Below are 23018 nucleotides of genomic sequence, written 5' to 3'. Positions count from 1 at the left end.
ACGCGAGGTCCGCAGGGCCCGGCCCCTGGAAGGCGCCGGGGCGCCGGCCGGGCCCGGAGTGAGCGGCGCCGTCAGCCCTCGCTTGCGGCCGCCTCCGCCGGCCGGAGGAACATCCGCGTGGCGGTGATCTCGCTGTGTGCCTCACCGCGCGGGGCGGGCACGGGCAGCCCGGGCCGGAGGTGCTCCTCGACGCTGATGTACTTCAGCCCCGCCCGCAGGTCCGCGTCGTTGCGCAGCCGGACCACGAGGGGGAACTCGGCCAGCGCGGTCGTGTCGAACAGTCCGGTCGTGTAGAGCAATTGCACACCGAGGGCGTCGGCGACGGCCCGCTGGAGCTCCAGCAGGTACGTGGCGTTGGCCCGGCCGATGGGGTTGTCGAGGAAGAGCGTGCCGGCGTGCCGCTGCCGGTCCCTGCCGCGGTCGTTGCTGCGCAGCGCGGCCATGGTGCAGTACAGCGCGATCGCGGCGGTGAGCAGCTGGCCGCCGGAGAACACGTCCCCCATCTGCCCGACGGGCACCCGCTCGGCCCGCAGCACCGCGTCGGGCTTGAGGATCTCCACCGCGACCCCGCGCGGCTCGAGAGCGCCGGCCACCGCCCGCAGCAGCAGCGTCATACCGTCGCGGCGCAGGTCGGAGTTCTTGCGGACGGCGGCCCGGGTGGCCTCGTCGATGACCTCGCCGAGGCGTTCGGTGAGCACCGCCTGGTCGGGGTCGTCGAAGCGGATGCGCAGGAACTCCTGGCCCGACCACTCCCCCAGCCCCTCCGGGAGCCGGGAGAGGCGCTGCGCGGAGCGGAGCGTGGCCAGCGAGGTCTCCACCATGCCGCGCAGCCGGTCCACGATGCTGTCCCGGTTCCGCTCCAGCTGGTCGAGCTCGTCGCCGAGCACCCGCAGCCGGGGGCGGAACGCGGCGGCCCAGGCGGCGGCGTGCTCGGGCAGCGCGGCCGCCGGCAGCTCCCGGATCTGCTGCCGGGCGGGGGTGCGCACCTGCTCGTAGCGGACGGCGTTGGCGTGCCGGACGAGGAGGTCGGCGGCGTCGCGCAGCCGCGCGTCGGCCGCGGCGAGGTCGGCCGCGCAGCCGCGCAGCGACCGGCGGACCTCGGCGGCCTCGCGCCGGGCGTCCTCCAGACCGCCCGGGTAGGGCTCGGGCTCCTCCTCCTCGGGCGCTGCCTGGGGGCCGTCGCGGAGCAGGTCGCGCAGCATGGCCGCGGTCTCGTCGAAGCCGCTCGCCGCGTCCTCGGCGGCGCGGTGGCCGCGGAGTACGTCGTCGTGCGCGGCCCGGGCGGCCTCCACCTGCTCGGTGTGGGAGGCGAGTTCGGCGTTGGCGGCGCGCAGCAGCTCCTGTGCGTGCTCGGCGTCGCGGGGCTGGAGCGCCTCGGGCAGCTCGGTGTGGGAGGCGCCCTCGGCGGGGGCGAGCCGTTCGGTCTCGCCGCGCAGCCGGCCCAGCTGTTCGCTCGCCGCCGACTGGCGGGACTCCAGGGTCTGCACCAGCTGCTCGGCGCGGCCCGCGGCGGCCTGCCGGGAGGGCCCGTCGGCGCCCTCGGGGCCCTGGAGGAGCTCGGCGGCGCGGCTCCGGACCTTGTTGGACAGCCGCTCCAGCTCGGTCAGGGCCGTGTTCTCGGTGCTCTCGGCGCGGGCCTGCTCGGCGCGCAGGTCCGCGCCGACGCCGACCTGCTCGTAGACCTGTGAAGCCGCCCGGTACGCCTCACGCAGCGCGGGCAGTGACGGGGTGTCGGCGGCGGCCCGGCGGCCGGTGCGGCGGGCGCCGCCCGTCGTGTCCTGCGGCTCTTCGGGCGCGTCGGCCCCGTCGGGCGCGCCCGCGATCTCGGAGCGTTCGGCGCGCAGCACGCGCGCGGTGCGCCGGGCGTCGTCGGAGGCGCGCTGCGCGGCGCGGCGGTCCTCGTCGGCGGCGCGGGCCTGGGCCATGCAGTCCTCGGCACGGGCCTCGGCCTCGGTGGCGTCGGCGGCGAGTTCGCGGGCGCGGCGCTGCCAGCCGGCGCGTTCCCGCAGCCGGTGGGCCAGGCCCGCGAGGGCGTCGGCGCGCCGCCTGGCCTGCTCGGCGGCGGCCCGCCGGGCGTCGTTCTCGGCGGCGGCACCGGCCGCGTCGGCGTCGGCCGCGGCGCGCTCCTCGCGGGCGGCGGCCAGCTCGGCGCGGGCCCGCTCGGCGGTCTCGCCGGCGGCGGTCTCCTCGGCGGCCAGCTCGGCCAGCCGGCCGGGCGGGCAGGCGCCGCGCCAGGAGGCGAGCCGGGCGGCCAGGGTGCGGTCGTGGGTGAGGCGGGCGGCCAGGGCCCGGATCTCCTCGTCGCGGGCGGCGGCCCGGGCCCGCAGCTCGTGGCGCTCGACGTCGGCGGCGACCTCGTCGTGCATCGCCGGGTTCGGCGGGACGAGGAAGACGTCCTGGGCGGTGTCGGCGGTCGGCGGCGGTGCGAGCAGCGCCGCCGCGGTGCCCACGGCGACGGCCGAGCGCGGCAGCAGCGCCGCGCTGCCCAGTGCCTCCTGGGCGCGGGTGTAGGAGCCGGGGTCGGTGACGACGACGCCGTCGACGAGTTCGGGCCGGGCGGCCAGTACGGCGGCGTGGTCGGCCGGGTCGACGGACTGGGCGAGGTAGCGCCAGCCGGGCAGGGCGGGGATGCCGTGCTCGCCGAGGAACTCGACGGTGGCGAGCACGTCCGGGCCGGGCGGCAGCAGGCCGCCGTTGCCGAGGGCGCCCAGGATGCGGGAGTCGGCCTCGGCGTCGGTGCGCAGTTCGAAGAGCTGCCGTTCGGCGGCCGCGACGGCGGTGTCCAGCAGCTCCCGCAGGTGTTCGGCAACCCACTCGGGGTCGGGGGCCTGGCGGTCGGGGGCGGTGTCCGGGTCCGCGGCCTCCGGACCGGCGCCCTCCCGGTCACCGGTGCCCTCCGAGCCGGTGTCGTCCCGGCCGCCGACACCGGACATATCAGATGAACCGGACGGATCAGACGGGCCGGACAGGCCGAGCAGGGCCGCGGCCCGGGGGTCGGTGGCCAGGGCGTCGGCCGCGGCGCGGGCGGCACGGTGCGCGGTGCGGGCCTGGCCGGCCGCGTCGGAGGCGCGGGCGGCGGCGAGTTCGGCCCGCGCCTCGGCGGAGGCGGCCTCACGGGCCCGGACCGTGGTGGCGGCGGCCTGCGCCGCGGCGGAGCGGGCGGCCTCGTCGGCGGCCCGCTCGGCGTCGGAGGCGGCCAGCGCGGCGCGGGCCGGGTCGGCGTCGGGCGCGGAGTCGTCGAGCCAGCCGGCCTGGACGGCCTCGGCGGTCTCCTGCGCCACCTCGGCCAGCCGCTGGGCGAGGTGTCCGGATTCGCTGCGGGCCCGCTGCGCCTCGGTGGCGGCGGCGGTGGCGGCGCGGTGGGAGCTCTCGTACCGCTCCTGGAGGACCGCCGAGCGCTCCTCCTCCTCGTCTGCCTGCGCCTCGGCCCGTCCGGCGGCGGCGTGCAGCGCCCGCACCAGGGCGGCGGCGGCCTCGGTCCGGGCGGCCAGCGCGGGGGCCGCGTCGCGTTCGGCGGCGCGGATGGCCTCGGTGACCCGCGCCAGCCGGTCCCCGGCGGCACGCTGCCGCAGCACCACCTCGGCGGCCTGCCAGGCGGCGTGCAGGGTGCGCGCGTCGATGAGTTCGCGGCGCAGCGCGGCGGCGCCCTTCTCCGCCGCCGCGAGCGCCAGCGAGGCGTGCCGGTAGGCGAGTTCGGCGGCCGTGCGACCGCTGCCGGCCCGGGCCTGTTCGGCGTCGGTGACGGTGCGCGCGGCCTCGGCCGCGTGCTGGGCGAGGCCGGCGGCACGGCCCCGCTCCTCGCGGGAGCGCGCGGCCAGCCGCCGGACCAGTGTGCGGGTGCGCCGCTCGGCGCCGGTGTGCACGCCGCGGGCCTGGTCGCGGGCGGCGGCCTCGGCGACCACCCGGTCGAGCAGGTCCAGCGAGCCGGCGGTGAAGTCCCGTTCGGCGGTCAGCTCGGCGCGCCGGCCGAGCTTGCCGGCGAAGCCGTGCACCAGGTCCGCCAGCCCGTCGGTGTCGCGGGTGTCGGTGACGGCGCGCAGCAGCAGGTCGGTGAAGTCGGAGTCCTTCTTGACCGCGAAGAGGCCGGCGGCCTCACCCTCGTCGGCGTTCATCTCGCGCTGGTAGCGGAAGAGTTCCGGGTCCAGGCCGAGGTCGCCGAGGTGCTCGTTCCAGCGGTCGTGGATCTCCTCCCAGAGCACGTCGAGGTTCGGGTACGCCTTCCCCGCCTCGGTGAGGGCGTCGCGGAAGCCCTTCATGGTGCGGCGCCGGCCGCGCGCCCCGGAGGCGCCCTCGGCGGTCGGCCGTACGGCGGTGGACTCGGAGACGGGGAGCGAGTCCAGGCTCATCCCGGGGCCGGGCCGGAAGGAGTACCAGGCCTCGGCGAACTTCCGCGGGTCGGAGGAGACCTGCCGCCCGCGCCACTCGCTGACCTTGCCGACCACGACCAGCTCACCGGTGAGGGTGTGCTGCCACTCCAGGGCGACGTGCCCGCAGTCCTCGGCGAGCAGGAACTTGCGCAGCACGCCGGAGCTGGCACCGCCCAGGGTGTTGCGGTGGCCGGGCAGCATCACCGAGAAGATCAGCTTGAGCAGGACGGACTTGCCGCCGCCGTTCTCCAGGAACAGCACGCCCGCCGGAGCGGGGCGGCGCGGCGGCCCGGCGGGCTCGTCGGCGAAGAAGTCGCCCTGCGCGGGCGCGGGGTGCGGCACCGGTTCGCCGACTCCCCGCAGGTCGAGCACGGTGTCGGCGTAGCGCGCGCCGGCGGGCCCGATGGAGTAGAGGCGGAGTCGGGAAAGCTCGTACATGCGGGGGCTCTCGTGCTCAGGGGCTGCGGGGGGTGGTGGAGTCGCGGGGCTGGTGCGGGGGCCGGCGCGGGCCGAGCCCCTCAGGGGCCGGTCAGGGCCGGCCAGCGGCCGGTCCGGGGGCGGTCAGGGGGCGGCGTGGAAGGGCAGCCCCGCGTCGGCGGCGAGATCGGCGTCCTCGCCCTCGGCGGCCGGGACCAGGCTCGGGGTGCCGTCGGCCACCGGGACCACGCCCAGGTCGAGGAGTTCGGCCATCGCCGCGCCGCCGGCCATGTCCCGCACCTGGAGCTGGTAGCGGGCGGTGGTGCGGTAGGTGCCGCCGGCTTCGTCCCCGGTGCGCTGGAGGAAGCCGGAGTCGACGAGGAAGGCCAGCGCCTTGCCGGTGATGCCGGTGGTGGAACTGGCCAGCCGCCGGGCGTCCTTGGTGGCGCCGGTGGCGCTGCGCCGGGCCCACACCCGCCAGGCCGCCTCCAGGCCGGGGGCGTCGCTGGCCGGGTCGGTGTTCTCGCCCTCCAGCTCGGCCCGCTCCTCCAGCCGACGGCACGCCTGCCGGACGAACGCGTCCACGCCCTGCACGGTGATCCGGCCGATGTAGCCGTCGTCGGCCAGGTCCTCCGGGCGGGGGAAGGCGAGGGCGGCGGCGGCCAGGTGGGCCAGGCCGTGCAGGAACCGGTCGCCGGCGTCGGAGGCGGCCCGGCGGGCGTAGTCGCCCATCCGGACGGCGAAGACGGAGTCCTCGGCCGCGGCCACCGCCATCCCGGCGCGCGGCGAGACCTCCAGCACGATCAGCCCGAGGCCGGTGGCGACCGCGCCGGCGAGGCGTGCGAAGGCCGGATCCTCTCGGTGGCGGCGGATCAGCTCGCCGTACTCCGCGTCCCGGGCGGGCACGAGCTTGGGCTGGAGCCCGAACCCGACCAGCCGGGCGGCGTCGGCGACGTCCGCGGCGCTCACCGCGGTGGCCGCGCTCTCGCGCTCGGCCGTTTCCATCCGTGCCTCCCGTTCCGTTGCCGGCGCCTGTCCTGCCGCTCCCGTCCCGTACCCGTGTCCCGTCCCGTACCCGTGGGCGCTCCCGGTCACGGCGCCTCCCCGGGGTCCGGGGCCAGCCGGGCGGTGCCCAGCACCAGGTCGGCGCCGCCGAACTCCGGGTCGTCCAGCGGCGTGCCGTCGTCGACGGCGAAGAGGACGTGCGGCTCGCCCTGCCGATGCGCGGTGCCGACCGGCGGCGAGGCCGCGTGCACGGCCAGCAGCGCCACCAGGTGCGGCAGTTCGGCGTCCTGGGCGCGGGCCTCGGCGAGCAGGCCGGACAGCCGCCGGGGGGCGTCGTACGGAAGGTCGAGCAGGGCGAGCGCCGACTCCAGCTGCTCGTCGCTGAACCGGGAGTCGTCCGGGGTGGCCACCAGGTCCGGTTCGGGCATCTCGGCGCCCAGGTGGTCGCGTTCGACGGGCGGGGTGAGCAGCAGGTCCACCAGGTCGGCGACGCGCACCGAGCCGGGGGTGCGCAGGCCGGCGCCCTTGGCGAAGAACGCGTCGGTGACCCGGGACGCCTGCTCCACCGGCAGCGGCAGCACCGGGGCGACCAGCTGCCCGTAGAGGTCCAGGCCGGCGCGGGCGGGCGGCGCGGCGAACTCCTGGCGGTCCTGCTCGGCGCGGAACAGCGGCCCGGCCTCCAGCAGCCGCGACTGGAGCTGGGTGTGGCGGCGGATGCAGTCCTTGACGATGTCCACCAGCTCGGCCGCGCGCCGCTTGTGCTCCGGCTCCTCGGCCTCGTCCCGCGCCTTGCGGATGTTGGTGAGGATGGCGTTCTCGTGCCGGTAGCGGTCGGCGACGTGGTCCAGCGCCTCGGCGATCAGGTCGGGCACCTGCTGGAGCCAGTCGACGGCCCGGACATTGCGCCGGGTGGCCTCCAGGGTGCGGCGCAGCGTCTCGGCGTACTGGACGGTGCGGTAGCGGGCCTGCTCGGCGGCGAGTTGGGCGTCGGCCAGCCGGCCGCGGCTGATCAGCACCTCCAGCTTGACCTCGGCGGCGATCTGCGCGCTGGTGACGTCCGTGTCCAGGGCGCCGACCAGGACGTTCACCGCCTCGTCGGTGGTCCGCAGGTAGACGGTGCCGCCGGGCCCGGGCACCTCCTCGATCAGCTTGAAGTCGTAGTCCCGCCGCACGTAGACGCCGTCCGAGCCGAACGTGCCGTAGACGGCGCGGAAGCCGCGGTCGGCGCTGCCGACGTTGATCAGGTTCTCCAGCACCCAGCGGGCCGCCCGCTCGTGCTCGGCGGCGGGGCGGGCGGGCGCCTGGGCGGCGACGCGGGGCAGCAGCCTGGCCACTATCTGGTCGTGGTCCGCGCCGGTGTCGAAGTCCATGTGCAGGGTGACGAGGTCGATCGCGGCGAGCGCCACCTCGGCCATGGCGTAGACCGAGTACTCGCCGGCCAGGTTGGCCTTGCGCGTGTCGAGGTCGTGCAGCGGCGCCGTGCAGGCCAGGGCCCGCAGCCGGCGGGCCAGGCCCTCGTCGGCCGCGGGGCCCGGCGCGGGGCGCGCGGCACCGGGCAGCGGCTGCGTCGGGATCAGGGCGGCGGTGGTCACGCCCCACACATTATGCGGTGGCAGTGACAACGTCCCAAACGGCACGGATCGCACGCGGCGGGGCGCGCCGTGCGCGCGCCTGCCATGATCCTGCGGTAGACAGCGGACGGCGGCAGGACACGGCGGGACAGGCGGATACGGCGGCGCGGCGGACACGGCGGCGCACGGCGTTGTGTACGACAGGAGGGGCGGACGGAGATGGCGGCGGACGGTGCGGTGGACCTCAACGCGGATCTGGGCGAGGGGTTCGGCCGCTGGTCGCTGACCGACGACGAGGCCCTGCTGGAGGTCGTGACCAGCGCCAACGTGGCGTGCGGGTTCCACGCCGGCGATCCGGCGACCATGCGGCGGGTGTGCGCGCTGGCGGCCGAGCGCGGGGTGCGGATCGGGGCGCAGGTCTCCTACCGGGACCTGGCCGGCTTCGGCCGGCGCGCGATGGACGTGCCGCCGGAGGAGTTGGCGGCCGAGGTGGCCTACCAGATCGGCGCCCTGGACGTCTTCGCGCGGGCCGCGGGTGCGGCGGTGGCGTACGTCAAGCCGCACGGCGCCCTCTACAACCGGGTGGTCGCCGACGCGGAGCAGGCCGAGGCGGTGGTGGCCGGGGTTCGGCTGGCGGGCGGCCTGCCGGTGCTGGGCCTGCCCGGCTCCGAGCTGCTGGCGGCCGCCGGGCGGGCCGGACTGGGCACCGTCCGGGAGGCGTTCGCCGACCGGGCGTACACGGAGGCCGGCACCCTGGTGCCGCGGCGCGAGCCGGGCTCCGTGGTGGAGGACCCGGACGCCGTGGTGGCCCGCTCCGTCGGCCTCGCCCGGGACGGTACGGTCCGGTCGGCGACCGGCCGGGAGGTGGCGGTCCGGGCCCGTTCGCTGTGCGTGCACGGCGACACCCCCGGCGCGGCGCGGACGGCCGCGCGGGTCCGGCGGGCCCTGGAGGAGGCCGGGCTGCGCGTGGCGGCGTTCGCGTGACGCCGCGGGCCCCCGACGGGCGCGGTCCGGCGGATCGGGAAGGCCGCCAGGACACCGGCGGCCGGGAGGATCGGGACGCTCCTCGGGGCACCGGAGGCCCGGAGCAGGCCGGTCAGGCCGGTCAGACCCGGCCGCGCGGGCTGCGGGCGCTCCGGGCGGGCGCGGCGGGCGTCCTGGTGGAGACCGCCGACGGCGAGCAGGCGCAGGCCCTGCACGCCGAGGTGTTGCGGCGCCGGGCCGAGGGGCGGCTGCCCGGCGGCCCGGGTCCGGGCGGGCTGCTGGAGGTGGTGCCGGCGGCGCGGACCGTCCTCGTCGACGGGCTCGCCGACCCGGCAGCCTTCGCGGCGGCCGTCGCCGGGTGGGGGGAACTGCCGCCTCCGGTGCCGGGATCGGGCGGGACGGTGGAGCTGCCGGTGCGCTTCGACGGCCCCGACCTCGACGAGGTGGCCGCCGGGTGGGGCACCAGCCGGGAGGGCGTCGCGGAGGTGCTCACGGCGACCGCCTTCCGGGTGGCGTTCTGCGGGTTCGCGCCGGGCTTCGGCTACCTGGCGGGGCTGCCCGAGGAGCTGCGGGTGCCGCGCCGCGCGACCCCGCGTACCGCCGTGCCCGCGGGTTCGGTCGGCCTGGCCGGCCCGTACGCCGGGGTGTACCCCCGCTCCTCGCCGGGCGGCTGGCAGCTGGTGGGCCGTACCGACGCGGTGCTGTGGGACCCCGGGCGGGACCCGGCCGCGCTCCTGGCCCCCGGCACCGACGTGCGCTTCACGGAGGTCCGGTGAGCGCCCGGCGGGCGGAGGTGCGGGTGGTGCGGGCCGGCGCGCTCACCACCGTCCAGGACGCGGGCCGGCCCGGTTACGCGCATCTGGGGGTGCCGCGGTCGGGGGCGCTGGACCGCCCCGCGTTCGCCGCCGCGAACCGGCTGGTGGGCAACGGCGCGGAGGCGGCCTGCCTGGAGACGACCGTGACCGGGTGCGCGGTGCGGCCCTCGCGGGCGGTGCTGGCCGCGGTGACCGGCGCGGCCTGCCCGGTCCGGGTGGACGGCCGCCCGGTCGCGTGGGGCGCCCCGGTCCTGGTGCCGGCCGGGGCGGTGCTCGACGTGGGGACGGCGGCGCTGGGCCTGCGCTCGTACGTGGCGTTCGCCGGCGGCGCGGACGTGCCCCCGGTGCTCGGCAGCCGGGCCTGCGACCTGCTGTCGGGCCTGGGTCCGGCACCGCTGTCGGACGGGGACGTGCTGCCGCTGGGCGTGGACCGCGCGGGGCCGCCCGGCGGCGCCGACGTGGTGCCGTGCCGGGGGCTCGGCCGGGAACTCGTGCTGCCGCTGCTTCCCGGCCCCCGCGACGACTGGTTCACCCCGGCGGCGGAGCGCACGCTGGCCGCGGGGCGGTACGAGGTCTCCGCGCGGTCCAACCGGATCGGGCTGCGCACCTCGGGTCCCCGGCTCGAACGGGCCCGGGAGGGCGAACTGCCCAGCGAGGGCATGGTGCTGGGCGCGGTCCAGGTGCCGCCGGACGGATGCCCGGTGGTGTTCCTGGCCGACCACCCCACCACCGGCGGCTACCCGGTGGTGGGCGTGGTGCCCGAGGAGGCCCTGGCTGCCGCCGCGCAGGCACCCCCGGGCACCCCGGTCCGTTTCGTCCCGCTGCGGGGCAGGCCGCTGCCGGCCGGCTCCCGCGGGTAGCCCGCTGCCGGGGCCGCGCCGCGCGGCCGGTCGGCGGCGCCCGGCGCACGGGCGCCGAGGACGGCCAGGGCGCGGTCGGTCTCCGCGCGGGCGGCCAGGTCGAGCAGGGCGGCGGTGCCGCGCCGCCGGTGCCGGTACTCCTCGGCGGCCAGCCGCAGGAGGTCGGGCAGCAGGTCCGTGCTGCGCTCGACGACCCAGCGGGTGCCCCGGGTGGCCATCCACCAGACCGAGGCGCCGCGGCCGGGTGGCGGCTGGTCCGGCGTGAGCCGGGGGGCGGGCCCGTTCGCCAGCCCCTGCTGGACCAGCAGCAGGTGGAAGGCGTGGGCCAGCATCCGGTGGCCCTTCTCGCTGGGGTGCAGCCGGTCGGCGCTGAGCGTTCCGGGGGTGCTGGACCACGGGTGTTCGGCCGCGTGCAGGTGGACCGCCCCGTGGTGGTCGGACAGCGCGTGGACGACGGTGTTGAGCGCGTCCATCCGGCGGCCCAGCGGACGGGCCAGCGGCCAGGGCAGGCCGAGCACGGCGCCGGGGTCGGGCAGGCACGCGGTGAGCACGACGGCGCCGCTCTCCCGCAGGGTGCCGATCGCCGTGTGCAGGTCGGCGGCGACCCGCGGCAGCGAGAAGGTGCCCCGCAGCGTGTCGTTCCCGCCCACCAGCACGGTGGCCACCTGCGGTCGGTGGGCCAGCGCGGCGGCCAGCTGCGACCCGGCGACGTCGGTGCTGCGGGCCCCGCTGCGGGCGCAGTTGAGGACGTCGACGCCGGCCGGGTCGTCGGTGATCCCCTCGGCGAGCAGGACACCCCAGCCCCGCCAGCCGCCGGGCACGGGGTCCCCGAGCCCCTCGCTGAGCGAGTCGCCGAGCACGGCGAACCGCACGGCCGCGCTCACCGCTCCGCGCCCTTCCCCGCCGGCCGCGCGCTCGCGACGCCCTGGACACGCGCCGGGGAGGCCGGCGGGCCGGCCGCGCCGTGCCGGGGAGGCAGGCCCCGTGACCGCCCGGGGCCGGTCAGGCCCGCGCCGGCCGCTGCCGGCAGGAGGGCGGGTGAGGGTGCGGCGCCGTGCGCGGCCAGGAAGGCGTCCACGGCCGTCCGCCAGGGGTGCAGCTCGGCCCGGGCGCGGGCGCGGGCGCGGCGAGCGGGCTCCGGCAGTGCGAGCAGTTCCCGGGCGGCGGCGGCGAACTCCGCAGGGGTGCCCGCCCCCGCCCCGGCCGACCCGACCAGCGCGGGCAGCGCCGACCGGGAGCTGGCCACCACGGGTGTCCCGCAGGCGAGGGCTTCCAGGGCGGCGAGCCCGAAGGTCTCCACGGGGCCCGGTGCCAGCACCAGGTCGGCGGTGGCCAGCAGCGCCGCCAGCGCGGTGCGGTCGGCCATGTGCCCGAGGAAGACGGCGGGCAGCCGCAGGCGCGCCGCCAGGGCGGTCAGCCGCCCTCGCAGCGGACCGTCGCCGGCGACGGCGAGGACGGCGTCGACTCCGGCCGCCCGCAGGTGGGCGAGGGCCCGCACCGCGTCCTGCGGGCGCTTCTCAGCGGACAGCCGCGAGGCCATCACCAGCAGGACCTGGCCGGGCCGCGCGTACCGCCGGCGGACGGCCGGGCCGCCGAGGTCCGGCCGCCAGACGTCCAGGTCGACGCCGAGCGGGGCGCGCACCACGTTGCGGGCACCGATCCGGGCGAACTCGGCCTCGGCCCAGGCGGTGGTGCACACCACCCGCGAGTAGGCGTACGCGGTACGCCGGTTGAGGCCGTCGCCGAGCAGCCGCGCCACGCCGCCCGGGACGCCCCAGGCGCCCAGGACCCCGTCGGCGCTCTCGTGCGAGACCATCACCGCCGGGACGCGGTGGCGCCGCGCCCACTCGCCCGTCCAGCGCAGGGTGGTGCGGTCGGAGACCTCCAGCCGGTCCGGGGCCAGGGCGTCGAGGAGGGCTTCGACGGGACCGCGGCGGGCCAGCACGCGGTAGCCGCCGCTGCCCGGAACCACCGGGCCGGGGAGGGTGATGACCCGCCCCTGCGGCGTGTGCTCGTCCTTCCGGGCGGGCCCGGGGACGATCAGCACGGGCTCGTGGCCGGCCGCGGCGTACCCCTCGCCCAGGTGGCGCAGGGCGGTGCGCAGCCCGCCGGAGACGGGGGTGACGAAGTTCGCCAACCGGACGATGCGCAGGGCCTCTCCGGACCGCGGGACCTCTCCGGTCCGCGGGACCTGCCCGGACCGTGAGACCCGTGCGTTCCGCCGGCCGGGGCGGGGTTCGGCGGCGGTCACGCGGCGGCCGCCTGGTGCCGGGCGAGCACCTCGTCGTAGTGGCCCAGCAGCTGGTCGCCGACGGCCTCCCAGGTCCGGGTGGCGACGGCGGCGCGGGCGGCGGCGCCGAACCGGGCCCGCAGCGGCGGCCGCGCCAGCAGCTCCCGGACGGCGGCGGCGACCGCCTCGGGGTCGCCGGGCGGCACCAGCAGGCCGGTGCGGCCGTGGTCGACGAGGTCGAGCGGCCCGCCCACGGCGGGGGCGACCACCGGAAGTCCGCTGGCCATCGCCTCCTGGACGGTCTGGCAGAAGGTCTCGAACGGCCCGGTGTGGCAGAAGACGTCGAAGGACGCGTACAGGCGGGCGAGTTCGGGGCCGGTGCGGCGGCCGAGCAGGAGCGCGCCCGGCAGGGCGGCGCGCAGCCCGGACACGCTGGGTCCGTCCCCGACGACGACCACCCGCACCCCGGGCAGGGCGCAGACCCCGGCCAGCAGCTCCACGTGCTTCTCCGGCGCGAGGCGGCCCACGTACCCGACGATCAGCTCCCCGTCCGGGGCGAGTTCGCGGCGCAGCGCGCCGTCGCGGCGGGCCGGGTCGAAGAGCACGGAGTCGACGCCCCTGGCCCACAGGTGGACGCGGGGCACGCCGTGCGCGGTGAGGGCGGCCACGGAGGCGGTGGACGGGGCGAGGGTGCGGGCGGCGGCGCTGTGCACGGCGCGGATACGGCGCCAGGCGGCGGCCTCCCCGGCACTGAGGTAGGTCCTGGCGTAGCCGGCCAGGTCGGTCTGGTAGATGGCGACGGCGGGCACGCCCTGCCGGCCGGCGGCGGCCATGCCGCGCGCCCCCAGCACGAAGGGGCTGGCGAGGTGGACGAGGTCGGCGCGGTGGGCGGCGATGGCCGCCGCCGTGCGCCGGCCCGGCAGCGCCACCCGGACCTGCGGGTAGCCGGGCAGCGGCAGCGAGGGCACCCGTACGACCGGGCAGGGGTCCGCGCCGGGGGCGGCCGGGTGCGGTCCCGCGGGCGCCACGACGAGCGGTTCGTGGCCGCGCCGGACCAGGTGCTCCGCGGTGCGGAGCGTGCAGTGGGCGACTCCGTTGACGTCCGGGGGGAAGGACTCCGTAACGATGGCGACTCTCATACGGTCGTTGTCGCCACGCCCGGCGTTGTCAGGAACACGAGGATCTTTACCGGAACCGAACGCCCCGTGAGCTTTGGGTCCGACCGCCCGCCAGGCGGTGGGCGAGGTGTGACGCCCGTCGTTCCCCTCGCCTCGCGCCCCTTTTCACCCCTGCCCCGCGCGCCTCCTCACACCCCCACCGTGGCACCCCGGTACGGGCTTCCGCGGTGGAGGCGCTCGCCGGGCGCCGGCCGCCGCCCACCCGCCCGGCAGAAGCCGTCCGCGTACGCCCTGCCGCGGTAGCGGGCCGACTGCGCTCCCTGCCGTCGTCCGAAGGGCGGCGGGTGGCGCGGAGGCCGGGCCGCCGGTGAGTGCGCTCCGGGCTTCGGCGTGCCCTTCCGTAGAGCTTCGGCATGCCCTTCCGCGAAGCTTCGGCGTGCGCTTCTACCGGGCGCGGGCGGCTCGGCTCCGCGTCTCAGCGGGCGCTGCCGCCGGAGCTGAGCCGCCCGCGCACGGCGGTCTGGACCTCGACCTCCTCGGCGGGGTCCGCGGCCAGCCGGCGCAGCTGGGTCAGCACCCGGACGTCGCCGGAGGCGGCGGTGTGCGCGGCCAGTTCGCGGGTGCTCTCCTCGCAGTCCCAGAGGCACTCGACGGCGAACCCGGCGGCGAACCCGGGGTCCACCGCTGACAGGGCGCGCGCCGCGGCGCCGCGCAGCTGCGAGGACGAGGTCTCGCGGTAGAGGTGGCGGAGCACGGGCGCGGCGGCGCAGGAGGCGAGGCGCCCGGCGCCCTCGACGAGGGCGTCGAGCCCTTCGGCGTCGGCGCCGCCGCGCTGCACCGTGCGGCGCAGCGCCGCCAGCACCAGCCCGGCGTCCTCGGAGCCGCCGTGGCGGGCGAGGGTGCGGGCGGCGGCCAGGCCGAGGGCGTCGCCGCGGTCGGCCCAGCGGCGCGCCCGGGCGAGGGCCGGCTCGTCCCGGCGGCGCTCCAGGGACTCCGCGGCGGCGCGGACCACCCGCGCGTCGATGGCCGAGGCGGCGGCTTCCAACAGGTCGAGGGCCTGCGGGTCCCGCCGGTCGGAGAGGTGGCGCAGGGCGGCGGCGCGGGCGGCCGAGGGGCCGTCCACGGCGGCCCGCAGCAGGGCCGGGCGGTCCTCGGCGCCGGCCACGGAGGCCAGCAGGCGGGCGGCGGCCTGGTCGCGTTCGACGGCGGGGTGGCAGGCCAGCCCCTCCTCCGCCCACTCCAGCACGGCGCCGACGCCCCAGCCGGGGGCCGGTCCGCCGGGCCTCAACTGGCGTTGCCAGCGGTCGAAGGAGCCCCGCTCGGCGGCCCGCCGCAACCGGGCCGCGATGGCGGGGCCGGCGGCGTCCTCGGCCCACAGCCGCCACGGCCGCGGCTCGTACGCCTCCCGGACCGCGCGCGCGAGGTCGGCGTCGCCCTCGGGGGTGGCGGGGAAGCGGCCGACGACGGCGGGACCGAGCCCGCGCAGCCCGGCGTCGTCGTCCCTGACGGCCAGCTCGTCCAGCGCCCAGGACCAGCAGCTTCCGGTGGCGGCATAGCGCCGCAGCAGCCGCAGCGCGTCCTGGCGGCCGTACCCGGCGAGGTGGCCCAGGACGGAGAGGGCCAGGCCGCAGCGGTGCTCGTCGGGGTTGAGCAGGTCGTCGACGGCGAAGAGGTGGTGTTCGATCCCGTCGAGCGGGCCCTCCAGGTCGGAGTAGAGCCGCGCGTAGTAGAGGGAGCGCGACTCCACCCGCCAGTCGAGGCGCGGGTCGCGCAGCACACACTGCTCCAGCGCGGCGAGGGCCTCGGCCCGGGGCGCCGCGAGGGCGTGCAGCGGACCGTCTCCGCGCCCCCTCTGGAGGAGGCCGAGAAGGCTGCCACTGGGCGCTATGTCTGGATCGAACATGAGGTCAGCATCCGGTGCGGGGGATCTTCTGGCAACGGGATTTCCGCAGCCGATGCCCGGCATCCTTACCGGCCACCGGGCGTTTCATGCCTGGCGGAGGCGGGGGCTGCCGTGGGGACGGGCTGCGGCAGCCTACCGACTCGGCCCCCCGGGTGTCGCTTCAGGTGGTGGCCGGCGGGCGGCTGGGGGCGGCGCCGGCGCGCACCGGCGGCCGTTCCCGAGCCGTTCCGCGCCGGGGCGCGGCGGCCGGGGGCGGCGGGTCGGCCCCGGTGGCGGCACGGCCCGGCCGGGACAGGGGCATACCGGCGCGAACCGGCCGTGACCGGCGGGAAGCAGCGTGAGCCGAAGAGAACCGGCGTCCCCCTCGGGCGGCGACGACCGGGCGCGCCCCGAGCCCGGAAGCGGCGGACGCGCCCCCGGCGCCCCGGGCGACCTGGGCGTCCGGTGCGTCCGGTGCGTCCGAGAGCCCCAGGCCGTCTCCCTCACGTCCGCCGCGTCCATCACGTCCACCGTGTCCGCCGCGTCCATCACGTCCACCGCGTCCGCCGCGTCACCCCCGGAAGCCACACCGGCCCCGTCAGGCGGCACGGCAGGGCCTCCGGAGAGGGTTCGCGGGGGCATTCGGCGGTTTCGTCGCCCTACTCGGCACCCGGCATATGCCAACAGCACCACCGGGGCGGGTATCGCGGAAACCCTTACGACCCATCGCTCGCTGTGCAACAGTCGTTACCGGTCCCCCGGGGCCGCCGTTCCGGAGCGCCGACCGGAGTCGGCCGTCCCAGCCGTCCCGGTCGCCCACGGCAGCACCCGCCATGGCGGCCCCTCCCGGAAGCAACGGAGTGCGTCATGCCGTCCCCCACGCACGCGGATCACACCGCAGCCCAACCGCCGGACCCCGGCGACGTGGACGCGCTGATCTCCGAGGCCCGGCAGCTGCGCTGCCGGGTGGACGCGGTCCTCAGGGACACCCGGGACGGGATCGCGGCGGTCGAGGACCCGCGGCTGCGCTGGCAGCGCGCCCTGTGCGACCTCGCCGTACACCAACTGGACGATCTCAGCACGCACCTCGGCCAGCTCCGCGAGGGCTTCGACCCGGGCGGGCGGCGCTCGGTGCCCGCCGCGCGCCCGCCCGCCGAGCCGGTCGGCGGCGCGGCCGGCGCGCTGGGCCGGGCCGGCAGCGCCGAGTGGGACCTGCTCACCGACGGCGTGCAGTGGTCCGACGAGCTCTACCGGATCTTCGGGCGCTCTCCCCAGGACGGCCCGCTGACGCTGGACGAGCTGCCCTCGTGGCTGCTCGCCGAGGACAGGCGGGTACTGACCGAGATGGTCACCGGGTGCCTGGTCGACGCCCGCCCCATCGACGGGGAGCTGCGCATCGTGCGCCCCGACGGTTCGACCCGCACCGTGCACATGGTGGGCGAACCGGTCCTCGGCCCGGACGGCGGCACGGTGTCCATGTGGGCGGTCATCCGCGACGTCAGCGATCTGCGGCGCAGCCAGCGCACGCTGCGCGAGAGCCGGAACTCCCTGGACCGGCAGCGGCAGATCGCCCAGGCGGAGCGGCAGATGGCCGTGGAGATCCAGGAGGCCGTACTGCCACCCTGGCGGGGCGCGCAGCGCTTCCAGTCGGGCAGCGGCCCCGTCACCCTGGACCTGGCCGCCCGCTACCTGCCGTCGGCGACCAGCAGCCTGATCGGCGGCGACTGGTACGACGCCATGCAACTGCCGGACGGCTCCTCGCTGCTGACGGTAGGCGATCTGACCGGCCACGGGGTGGCCGCCACCTCGGGCATGGCGATGCTGCTGGGGGCGCTGCGCGGCATGGCGGTGGCGGGGCTGCACCCGGGCCCGCTGATGGGCTGGCTCAACGAGCTGCTCGACACCTCCCCCCAGCCCGCGCTGGGCAGCGCCCTGTGCTGCCGGTACGAGCCGGCCACCCGGACACTGCACTGGGCACAGGCCGGGCACGCCGCCCCGCTGCTGTTCCGGGACGGTACCGGACGGGCCCTCGACGCGCCTGAGGGAGTCCTGCTGGGCGCCACCTCGGGGGCCCGCTACGGCCAGGCGGCCGAGAAGCTGCTCCCCGGCGACCTGCTGCTGCTGCACACCGACGGCCTCGTGTCGGGCCGCCCGGCCGGCAAGGCCGACCGGCGGGCCGGGGTCGACGCACTGCTGTCGATGGCGCCGCTCTTCGACGGTGCCCGGTCCGCGCAGGACGTACTGCGGGCGATCGCCGAGGAGTACGGCGCACCCGACCGGGAGGACGACGCCTGCGTCCTCGTCGCCCGGATCGGCTGACGTCAAAAGGCCACCCGCCGCATCACCGGATCGGCCGACCCTTCCGCCGATCGCGAGGTTGACGCTTCCGCCCGGCCGGTGGCGGGACCACCGTTCGGGCCCGCGGGCCCCCGCCCCGCCCGCCCGGACACCCGCTTCCGCGCGGGCACGGGCGCCTTGTCTGTCGCCGGCGACAGCCGATCGGGGCTGCCGCCGGGCCTTCCCGCCCGTTCCCCGGAGCCGAGGTGGCGGTGTGACGAGTCGACGGCGTCACACCGCGCGGGTGCGCGGCACCCGGCCCCTGGCGCGGCGCGGCAGCACCGCTTCGATCTCCTCGCGCAGCCCCTGGATGTCCGGGTTGCCGGAGTACCGGTCGGTGAGCCGGTACATCTGCGCCATCCGGTCCCAGGTGCGGTGGGAGGAGGTCTGGACGATGTTCTGCAGCGCGGTCCGCGCGTGCCGGGCCCCCTGCTCGGGGTCGCCGCCGAGCAGGCAGGCCGAGGCCAGCGAGAGGTAGTCGAAGACCATCGACCGCTCGTGGCCGCCGGCCCGCAGGGCGAGGGCGCGGTGGGCGTGCTCCTGGGCCTCGGCGGCCACTGACGGGTCGTACTCGGCGAGGGTGCGGTAGGCGAGCGCCTGCATGCCGTGCAGGTCGGCCTCGTCGAAGTGCCGCATCCAGTCGGGCGGCTCGACGTCGCCCTTGTCGGCGGCGAACAGCACCTCCGCCTCGCCCAGCGCCCGGTGGGTCTCCTGGACGCGGCCCAGGGAGGCGTACGCCCACGCCTCCACGGTGCTCAGCATCGCCCGGGTGCGCGGCGGGGCCTGCTCGGAGGCGCCGACCGCCGGCTTCATCAGCTCCAGCGCCTCGTCCGGCCGGCCCAGGTGGACCAGCTGGCGGGCCGCCCGGGAGAGCGCCTCACCGGCGCGCGGCCGGTCGCCGCCCTCCCGGGCGGCGTGCGTGGCGATCACGAAGTACTTCTGGGCGGTGGGCTCCAGGCCCACGTCGTGGGACATCCACCCGGCCAGTACGGACAGGTTGGCGGCGACGCCCCACAACCGCCGCTGGAGGCGCGGCGGGTGGCGGTAGGAGAGCATCCCGCCGACCTCGTTGAGCTGGCCGACGACCGCCTTGCGCTGGAGACCGCCGCCGCGGGAGGCGTCCCACGCCCGGAAGACGTCCACCGACCCCTCCAGGGAGTCGACTTCCTCGTCCCCCACGGGGGCCGCCTCGTAGCGGTCGTGGGCGCCGGGGTCGGCGTCCAGCGGGTTGTCGAGGTCGGGCGCGTCGGCCGCCAGGGCGGGGTCGGTGCGCAGCCAGTCGTACATGGCCGTGCTGAGTACGGTGCCGGAGGCGAGCGCGGCGCCCGCGCCCACCAGACCGCGTCGGTTGAGCATGAGGTCCATTCCCGTGAATTCGGTGAGGACCGCGGCGGTCCGCTCCGGCAGCCACGGCAGACCGTCGCCGGACGTGCGCCTCGTCGACTGCCTGTGCCGGTCGAACCCGAGGTCCTCGGTGGTCACGACACGGCCGAGGCGCTCGGTGAACAGCGCTGCCAGTACCCTCGGGACGGGTTCGCGCGGCGACTCACCGGTGTCGATCCAACGGCGCACCCGCGAGGTGTCGGTCGCCAGCTGCGGGTGGCCCATGGCCGCCGCCTGCCGGTTGACCAGCCTCGCGAGTTCGCCCTTGGACCAGCCGGTGAGGCCGAACAGGTCCGCGAGTCGGGTGTTGGCCTCGTTGCCCACGTCAAGCCCCCAGGTTCCTCGACACGTTCGACACTAGCCGTGCGCAATGGCGTTGGTATTCGCCTCCCGACTATTCGCCAGGGTTCGCCAGGGTCCGCCAGATGGTGTGCCACCCGCACACGGGTGTCAGGTAGGAACGCGCCTCCCCGGCCCGCGCCGCATTCCCCAGGATGCGGACGAGCCGGAGCCGGCGCCCGCCCCATCCTCACGAAGGGAGCCCCTGTCACCCATGTATCCCCTGACGACCTCCGTGTCCGCGCCGCCACGGCCCGCACGCCTGCCCGCCGCTGAGCCGGTGCTGCGCCCGCGCCCGGCCGCCGTGCGGCGGGCCGCGGCGGGAGGCAGCCCCCATCCGCTCGGCGGGAGAATCGACGTGACCGGCCCCCAGGCCGCCCAGCTGCGCACCGCGGTGGCCGCGGTCCAGCGGATCTGCCCCGACTTCGCTCCGGCCCAACTGCTGCGCCGCGGCGGCCGCACGGCCCTGCTGATCGGCACCTCCGGCCGCTCCCCCGCGGTCGCCAAGTGCCTGCTGGACCACTCCCCCGCGTGGACGGAACGTTTCCGCCGCGAGATAGCCGCTTACCGTACGTTCGTCCGGCAGCGCCCCCCGGTGCGGGTGCCCCGGCTCATCGCCGCGGACCCGGACAGCTGCGTACTGGTGATGGAGCGGATGCCCGGACGGGTCGTCACCCCGCAGCGGCACCCGCTGCAGGCGCCCACCCGCTCCGACGTCCGGACCGCGCTGTCGGCGTACTCCCGGATCAACGCCTGGCGGCCCCCGGCCGGCGTCTTCGAGGCGCCGATCGACTACCCGGAGCGGATCTCGCGCTACCACGAGCTGGGGCTGCTCACCGACCGCGACCGGGACGACCTGCACAAGCTGCTGCGCGGACTGAGCCACATCCAGGGGCAGTTCTGCCACGGTGACGCGCTGCTGTCGAACGTGCTGCTGTCGCCGGCCGGGCCGTCCCTCGTCGACTGGGAGCACGCCGGCTGGTACCTGCCCGGCTACGACCTCGCGGTGCTGTGGTCGGTGCTCGGCGACGACCCGACGTCCCGGCGGCAGATCAGCCAGCAGGCGCAGAGCATCGGGCCGGACGCCCGGTACGCCTTCCTGGTGAACCTGATGCTGGTCCTGACCCGGGAGATCCGCACCTACGAGACGGCCGTGCAGCGCACCATGCGGGCCACCGGCCCCGCGGTACCCGGCACGGCGGAGGCCGGCGAGGAGCAGCGGCTGCTGCTGCGGCGGCTCCACGACGACTGCGGCCGGGCGCGCAAGGCGGTCCGGGCGGCGGTCGGCACCCGGTGACCGGCCGGGCCGGAAGGGTGAGCCCATCCGGTCGGACGTTCCTCCGCGCGCCGGCCGCGCTCCGCCGGCCCTGCCCCCTGCCTCCCCACGGGCCGCGCTGGTCCCGCCGACCTCCACTGGTCAAGGCCACTGACGCCCGGCAGGTGGGCGCGCCCTGAGCGGGGAAAGCCCCGCGCGGCCGACCCCGGCGCCGCCCCGCGCCGGGCCCCGCGACCGCTCTGACGTGCCAAGAAGACTCCGTATACGAGTAGTTGACGTGGGCACGCACAGCCGATACCTCTCTGGGGACCGCCCGACAGGTTCCCCCTCGGAGGAGGATGCTGTGCCCCGATCCGCTCATCCGCGCGGAGGCCCGGTGCCCGTAGCACGGCGCCGCGCCCGCGCGCTGACGGCGCTCACCGCTGCCGCCGCGCTGCTGCCGCTGTTCGGCACCGCCCACGCGGCCGAACCCGGCGCCGCCCGGGACGGCGCGCTCCAGCAGGCGTTCGCCACGGCCGCCGCGCGCTACGGCGTGCCGCTTCCGGTGCTGCTGGGCGTGTCCTACATGGAGTCCCGCTGGGACGGCCACGACGGCGTGCCCAGCGTCAGCGGCGGCTACGGGCCGATGCACCTGACCGACATCCGGACCGCGCTCGCCGACCACCCGGTGACCGGCCCCGGGGACGGCGGTGACGGCCGCGGCGACGACTCCCGGCCGCTGACCGCCGGCGCGGCCTCCTCGCCAGCCTCGGCCTCCTCGTCGGCCGACGCGCCCGTCCCGGCCGCGCTGAGCACGCTGGACCGGGCCGCGGCCCTCACCGGCCGCACGGCGTCCGCGCTGCGCGGCGACGAGACCGCCAACGTGGCCGGCGGCGCCGCGCTGCTCGCCGCCGCCCAGCGCGGGCTCGGCGAGCCGCTGAGCGCCGACCCGGCCGACTGGTACGCGGCCGTGGCCCGCTACTCCGGCGCCGACGACAGCGGCACCGCCGACTCCTTCGCCGACGAGGTCTTCGACGTGATGCGGCAGGGCCAGAGCCGCACCACCGACAACGGCCAGGCCGTGCGGCTGGCCGCGCTGCCGACGCTGACGGCGGCGTCCGGCCAGGCCTCGGAGGTGGGCCTGCCGGCGGACGACTCGTCGCTGACCGAGTGCCCGCCGGGGCTGGGCTGCGCATGGGTGCCCGCGCCGTACCAGCAGACCGGCGCCGACCCGGGCGACTACGGCAACTACGACCTGGCCGACCGTCCCGCGAGCCAGAAGATCGACACGATCGTCATCCACGACACCGAGGCCACCTGGGACACCACCCTGCGCCTGGTGCAGGACCCGACCTACCTGGGCTGGCACTACACCGTGCGGTCCGCCGACGGGCACGTGGACCAGCACATCGCGACGCGGAACGTGGGCTGGCACGCGGGCAACTGGTACACCAACGCCACGTCGATCGGCATCGAGCACGAGGGCTTCCTGACCGATCCGGACGCCTGGTACACGGAGGCGATGTACCGCTCGTCCGCGCGCCTGGTGCGGTACCTGTCCCAGAAGTACGGCATCCCGCTGGACCGGCAGCACATCCTCGGCCACGACAACGTGCCCGGGCCGACCGCCTCCTCGGTGCCGGGGATGCACACCGACCCGGGCCCGTACTGGGACTGGGGCCACTACATGGCGCTGCTGGGCGCGCCCGTGCACGCCACGGCCGGCTCCTGGGGCGGCGAGGTGACCATCGACCCGGACTACGCGGCGAACCAGCCGCTGTACACCGGCTGCACCACCGCGGGCGCGGCCTGCCCGGCGCACGGCTCCGACGCGGTACGGCTGTACACCGCGCCCAGCACCGACGCGCCGCTGGTCCAGGACGTCGGCCTGCACGGGGCGACCGGGGCCGGCAGCACCGACGACGTCAACGACGTGGGCGCGCGGGCCTCGACCGGGCAGCAGTTCGCGGTGGCCGGCCGCCAGGGCGACTGGACGGCTGTCTGGTACCTCGGCCAGAAGGCGTGGTTCCACAACCCGGCGGCGCGTCCGACGGCCGTCAACGCCACCGGGCTGGTGGTCACCCCGAAGAAGGGCCTGGCCTCGATCCCGGTCTACGGCCGGGCCTACCCGGAGGCGAGCGCCTACCCGGCCGGGGTGCCGGCGCAGCCGATCTCGCCGATGCCGTACACGGTCCTGGCCGGGCAGCGGTACGTGGTCGGCGGCCTGGTGCACGGCGCGTACTACTACTCGACGACGTTCGACCCGGCGAGCCACCAGGTGGTGCGGGGCAGGAACCTGTACTACGAGATCCAGCTGGGGCACCGGGTGGAGTACGTGCTGGCCGACGACGTGACGCTACTGCCCTCGGCGCTGGGCTGATCCCGTGGCGCTCCTTTGAAACGTGTAAGGGGTGCCCTCCCGTAGAGGGCACCCCTTACACGTGGGCGGCACCGC

General features: G+C 77.4%; 13 protein-coding genes and 1 pseudogene. 6 read left to right on the top strand and 8 right to left on the bottom strand.

Annotation, left to right across the window (positions count from 1 at the left end):
- Nucleotides 1–71 precede the first annotated feature (71 nt).
- The 3 genes from BS72_RS29525 to BS72_RS29515 form a co-directional block, all read right to left on the bottom strand.
- Nucleotides 72–4805, bottom strand: a complete 4734-nt coding sequence (locus BS72_RS29525) for a coiled-coil domain-containing protein (protein ID WP_037914905.1) — start codon at nucleotides 4803–4805, stop codon at nucleotides 72–74.
- Between the two features lie 123 nt (nucleotides 4806–4928).
- On the bottom strand, nucleotides 4929–5789 hold the full coding sequence (locus BS72_RS29520) for a hypothetical protein (protein ID WP_037914904.1): 861 nt from the start codon (nucleotides 5787–5789) through the stop codon (nucleotides 4929–4931).
- Nucleotides 5790–5875: 86 nt separating this feature from the next.
- Nucleotides 5876–7381: a hypothetical protein gene (locus BS72_RS29515; RefSeq protein WP_051951813.1), complete on the bottom strand. Its 1506-nt coding sequence runs from the start codon at nucleotides 7379–7381 to the stop codon at nucleotides 5876–5878.
- Between the two features lie 198 nt (nucleotides 7382–7579).
- Between BS72_RS29515 and BS72_RS29510 the strand changes: the two genes are divergently transcribed.
- The 3 genes from BS72_RS29510 to BS72_RS38940 all read left to right on the top strand — a co-directional run bounded on the left by BS72_RS29510 (nucleotide 7580) and on the right by BS72_RS38940 (nucleotide 10019).
- Entirely contained in the window at nucleotides 7580–8344 is a 765-nt protein-coding gene (locus BS72_RS29510) for a LamB/YcsF family protein (RefSeq protein WP_037914903.1), read from the top strand.
- 140 nt (nucleotides 8345–8484) lie between these two features.
- Nucleotides 8485–9120: a 5-oxoprolinase subunit B family protein gene (locus BS72_RS29505; protein WP_037918231.1), complete on the top strand. Its 636-nt coding sequence runs from the start codon at nucleotides 8485–8487 to the stop codon at nucleotides 9118–9120.
- Nucleotides 9117–10019, top strand: coding sequence for a 5-oxoprolinase subunit C family protein (locus BS72_RS38940; RefSeq protein WP_078901727.1), 903 nt, complete (start codon nucleotides 9117–9119; stop codon nucleotides 10017–10019). The genes BS72_RS29505 and BS72_RS38940 overlap by 4 nt, the downstream gene beginning before the upstream one ends.
- A 374-nt stretch (nucleotides 10020–10393) precedes the next feature.
- On the opposite strand, the pseudogene BS72_RS38935 reads toward BS72_RS38940, so the two are convergent.
- The 4 genes and pseudogenes from BS72_RS38935 to BS72_RS29480 form a co-directional block, all read right to left on the bottom strand.
- Nucleotides 10394–10840, bottom strand: a pseudogene (locus tag BS72_RS38935) (SGNH/GDSL hydrolase family protein); the annotation flags it as partial.
- A gap of 59 nt (nucleotides 10841–10899) precedes the next feature.
- On the bottom strand, nucleotides 10900–12165 hold the full coding sequence (locus BS72_RS29490; RefSeq protein WP_407639065.1) for a glycosyltransferase: 1266 nt from the start codon (nucleotides 12163–12165) through the stop codon (nucleotides 10900–10902).
- Nucleotides 12166–12266: 101 nt separating this feature from the next.
- Complete coding sequence (locus BS72_RS29485) at nucleotides 12267–13388, bottom strand: glycosyltransferase family 4 protein (protein ID WP_037914901.1); 1122 nt, start codon at nucleotides 13386–13388, stop codon at nucleotides 12267–12269.
- A 454-nt stretch (nucleotides 13389–13842) separates the two neighbouring features.
- Nucleotides 13843–15270 carry a hypothetical protein gene (locus tag BS72_RS29480; RefSeq protein WP_037914899.1) on the bottom strand — a complete coding sequence of 476 codons (1428 nt, stop codon included), beginning with the start codon at nucleotides 15268–15270 and terminating at the stop codon, nucleotides 13843–13845.
- A gap of 846 nt (nucleotides 15271–16116) precedes the next feature.
- On the opposite strand from BS72_RS29480, the gene BS72_RS29475 reads away from it, so the two are divergent.
- Entirely contained in the window at nucleotides 16117–17568 is a 1452-nt protein-coding gene (locus BS72_RS29475) for a PP2C family protein-serine/threonine phosphatase (protein WP_037914897.1), read from the top strand.
- A 249-nt stretch (nucleotides 17569–17817) separates the two neighbouring features.
- Here the strand turns inward: BS72_RS29475 and BS72_RS29470 are convergent, their stop codons facing one another.
- Nucleotides 17818–19293, bottom strand: coding sequence for a DNA-binding protein NsdB (locus tag BS72_RS29470; protein WP_037914895.1), 1476 nt, complete (start codon nucleotides 19291–19293; stop codon nucleotides 17818–17820).
- A gap of 229 nt (nucleotides 19294–19522) precedes the next feature.
- On the opposite strand from BS72_RS29470, the gene BS72_RS29465 reads away from it, so the two are divergent.
- Nucleotides 19523–20605 carry an aminoglycoside phosphotransferase family protein gene (locus BS72_RS29465; RefSeq protein ID WP_037914893.1) on the top strand — a complete coding sequence of 361 codons (1083 nt, stop codon included), beginning with the start codon at nucleotides 19523–19525 and terminating at the stop codon, nucleotides 20603–20605.
- Nucleotides 20606–20960: 355 nt separating this feature from the next.
- Nucleotides 20961–22943, top strand: coding sequence for an N-acetylmuramoyl-L-alanine amidase (locus BS72_RS29460; protein ID WP_322942532.1), 1983 nt, complete (start codon nucleotides 20961–20963; stop codon nucleotides 22941–22943).
- Nucleotides 22944–23018: the final 75 nt, after the last annotated feature.

It is taken from the genome of Actinacidiphila yeochonensis CN732 (assembly GCF_000745345.1).
GTDB classification, from domain to species: Bacteria; Actinomycetota; Actinomycetes; order Streptomycetales; family Streptomycetaceae; genus Actinacidiphila; species Actinacidiphila yeochonensis.
The sequence above is the reverse complement of the archived record's forward strand: the minus strand, read 5'-3'. Positions and strand labels throughout refer to the sequence as shown.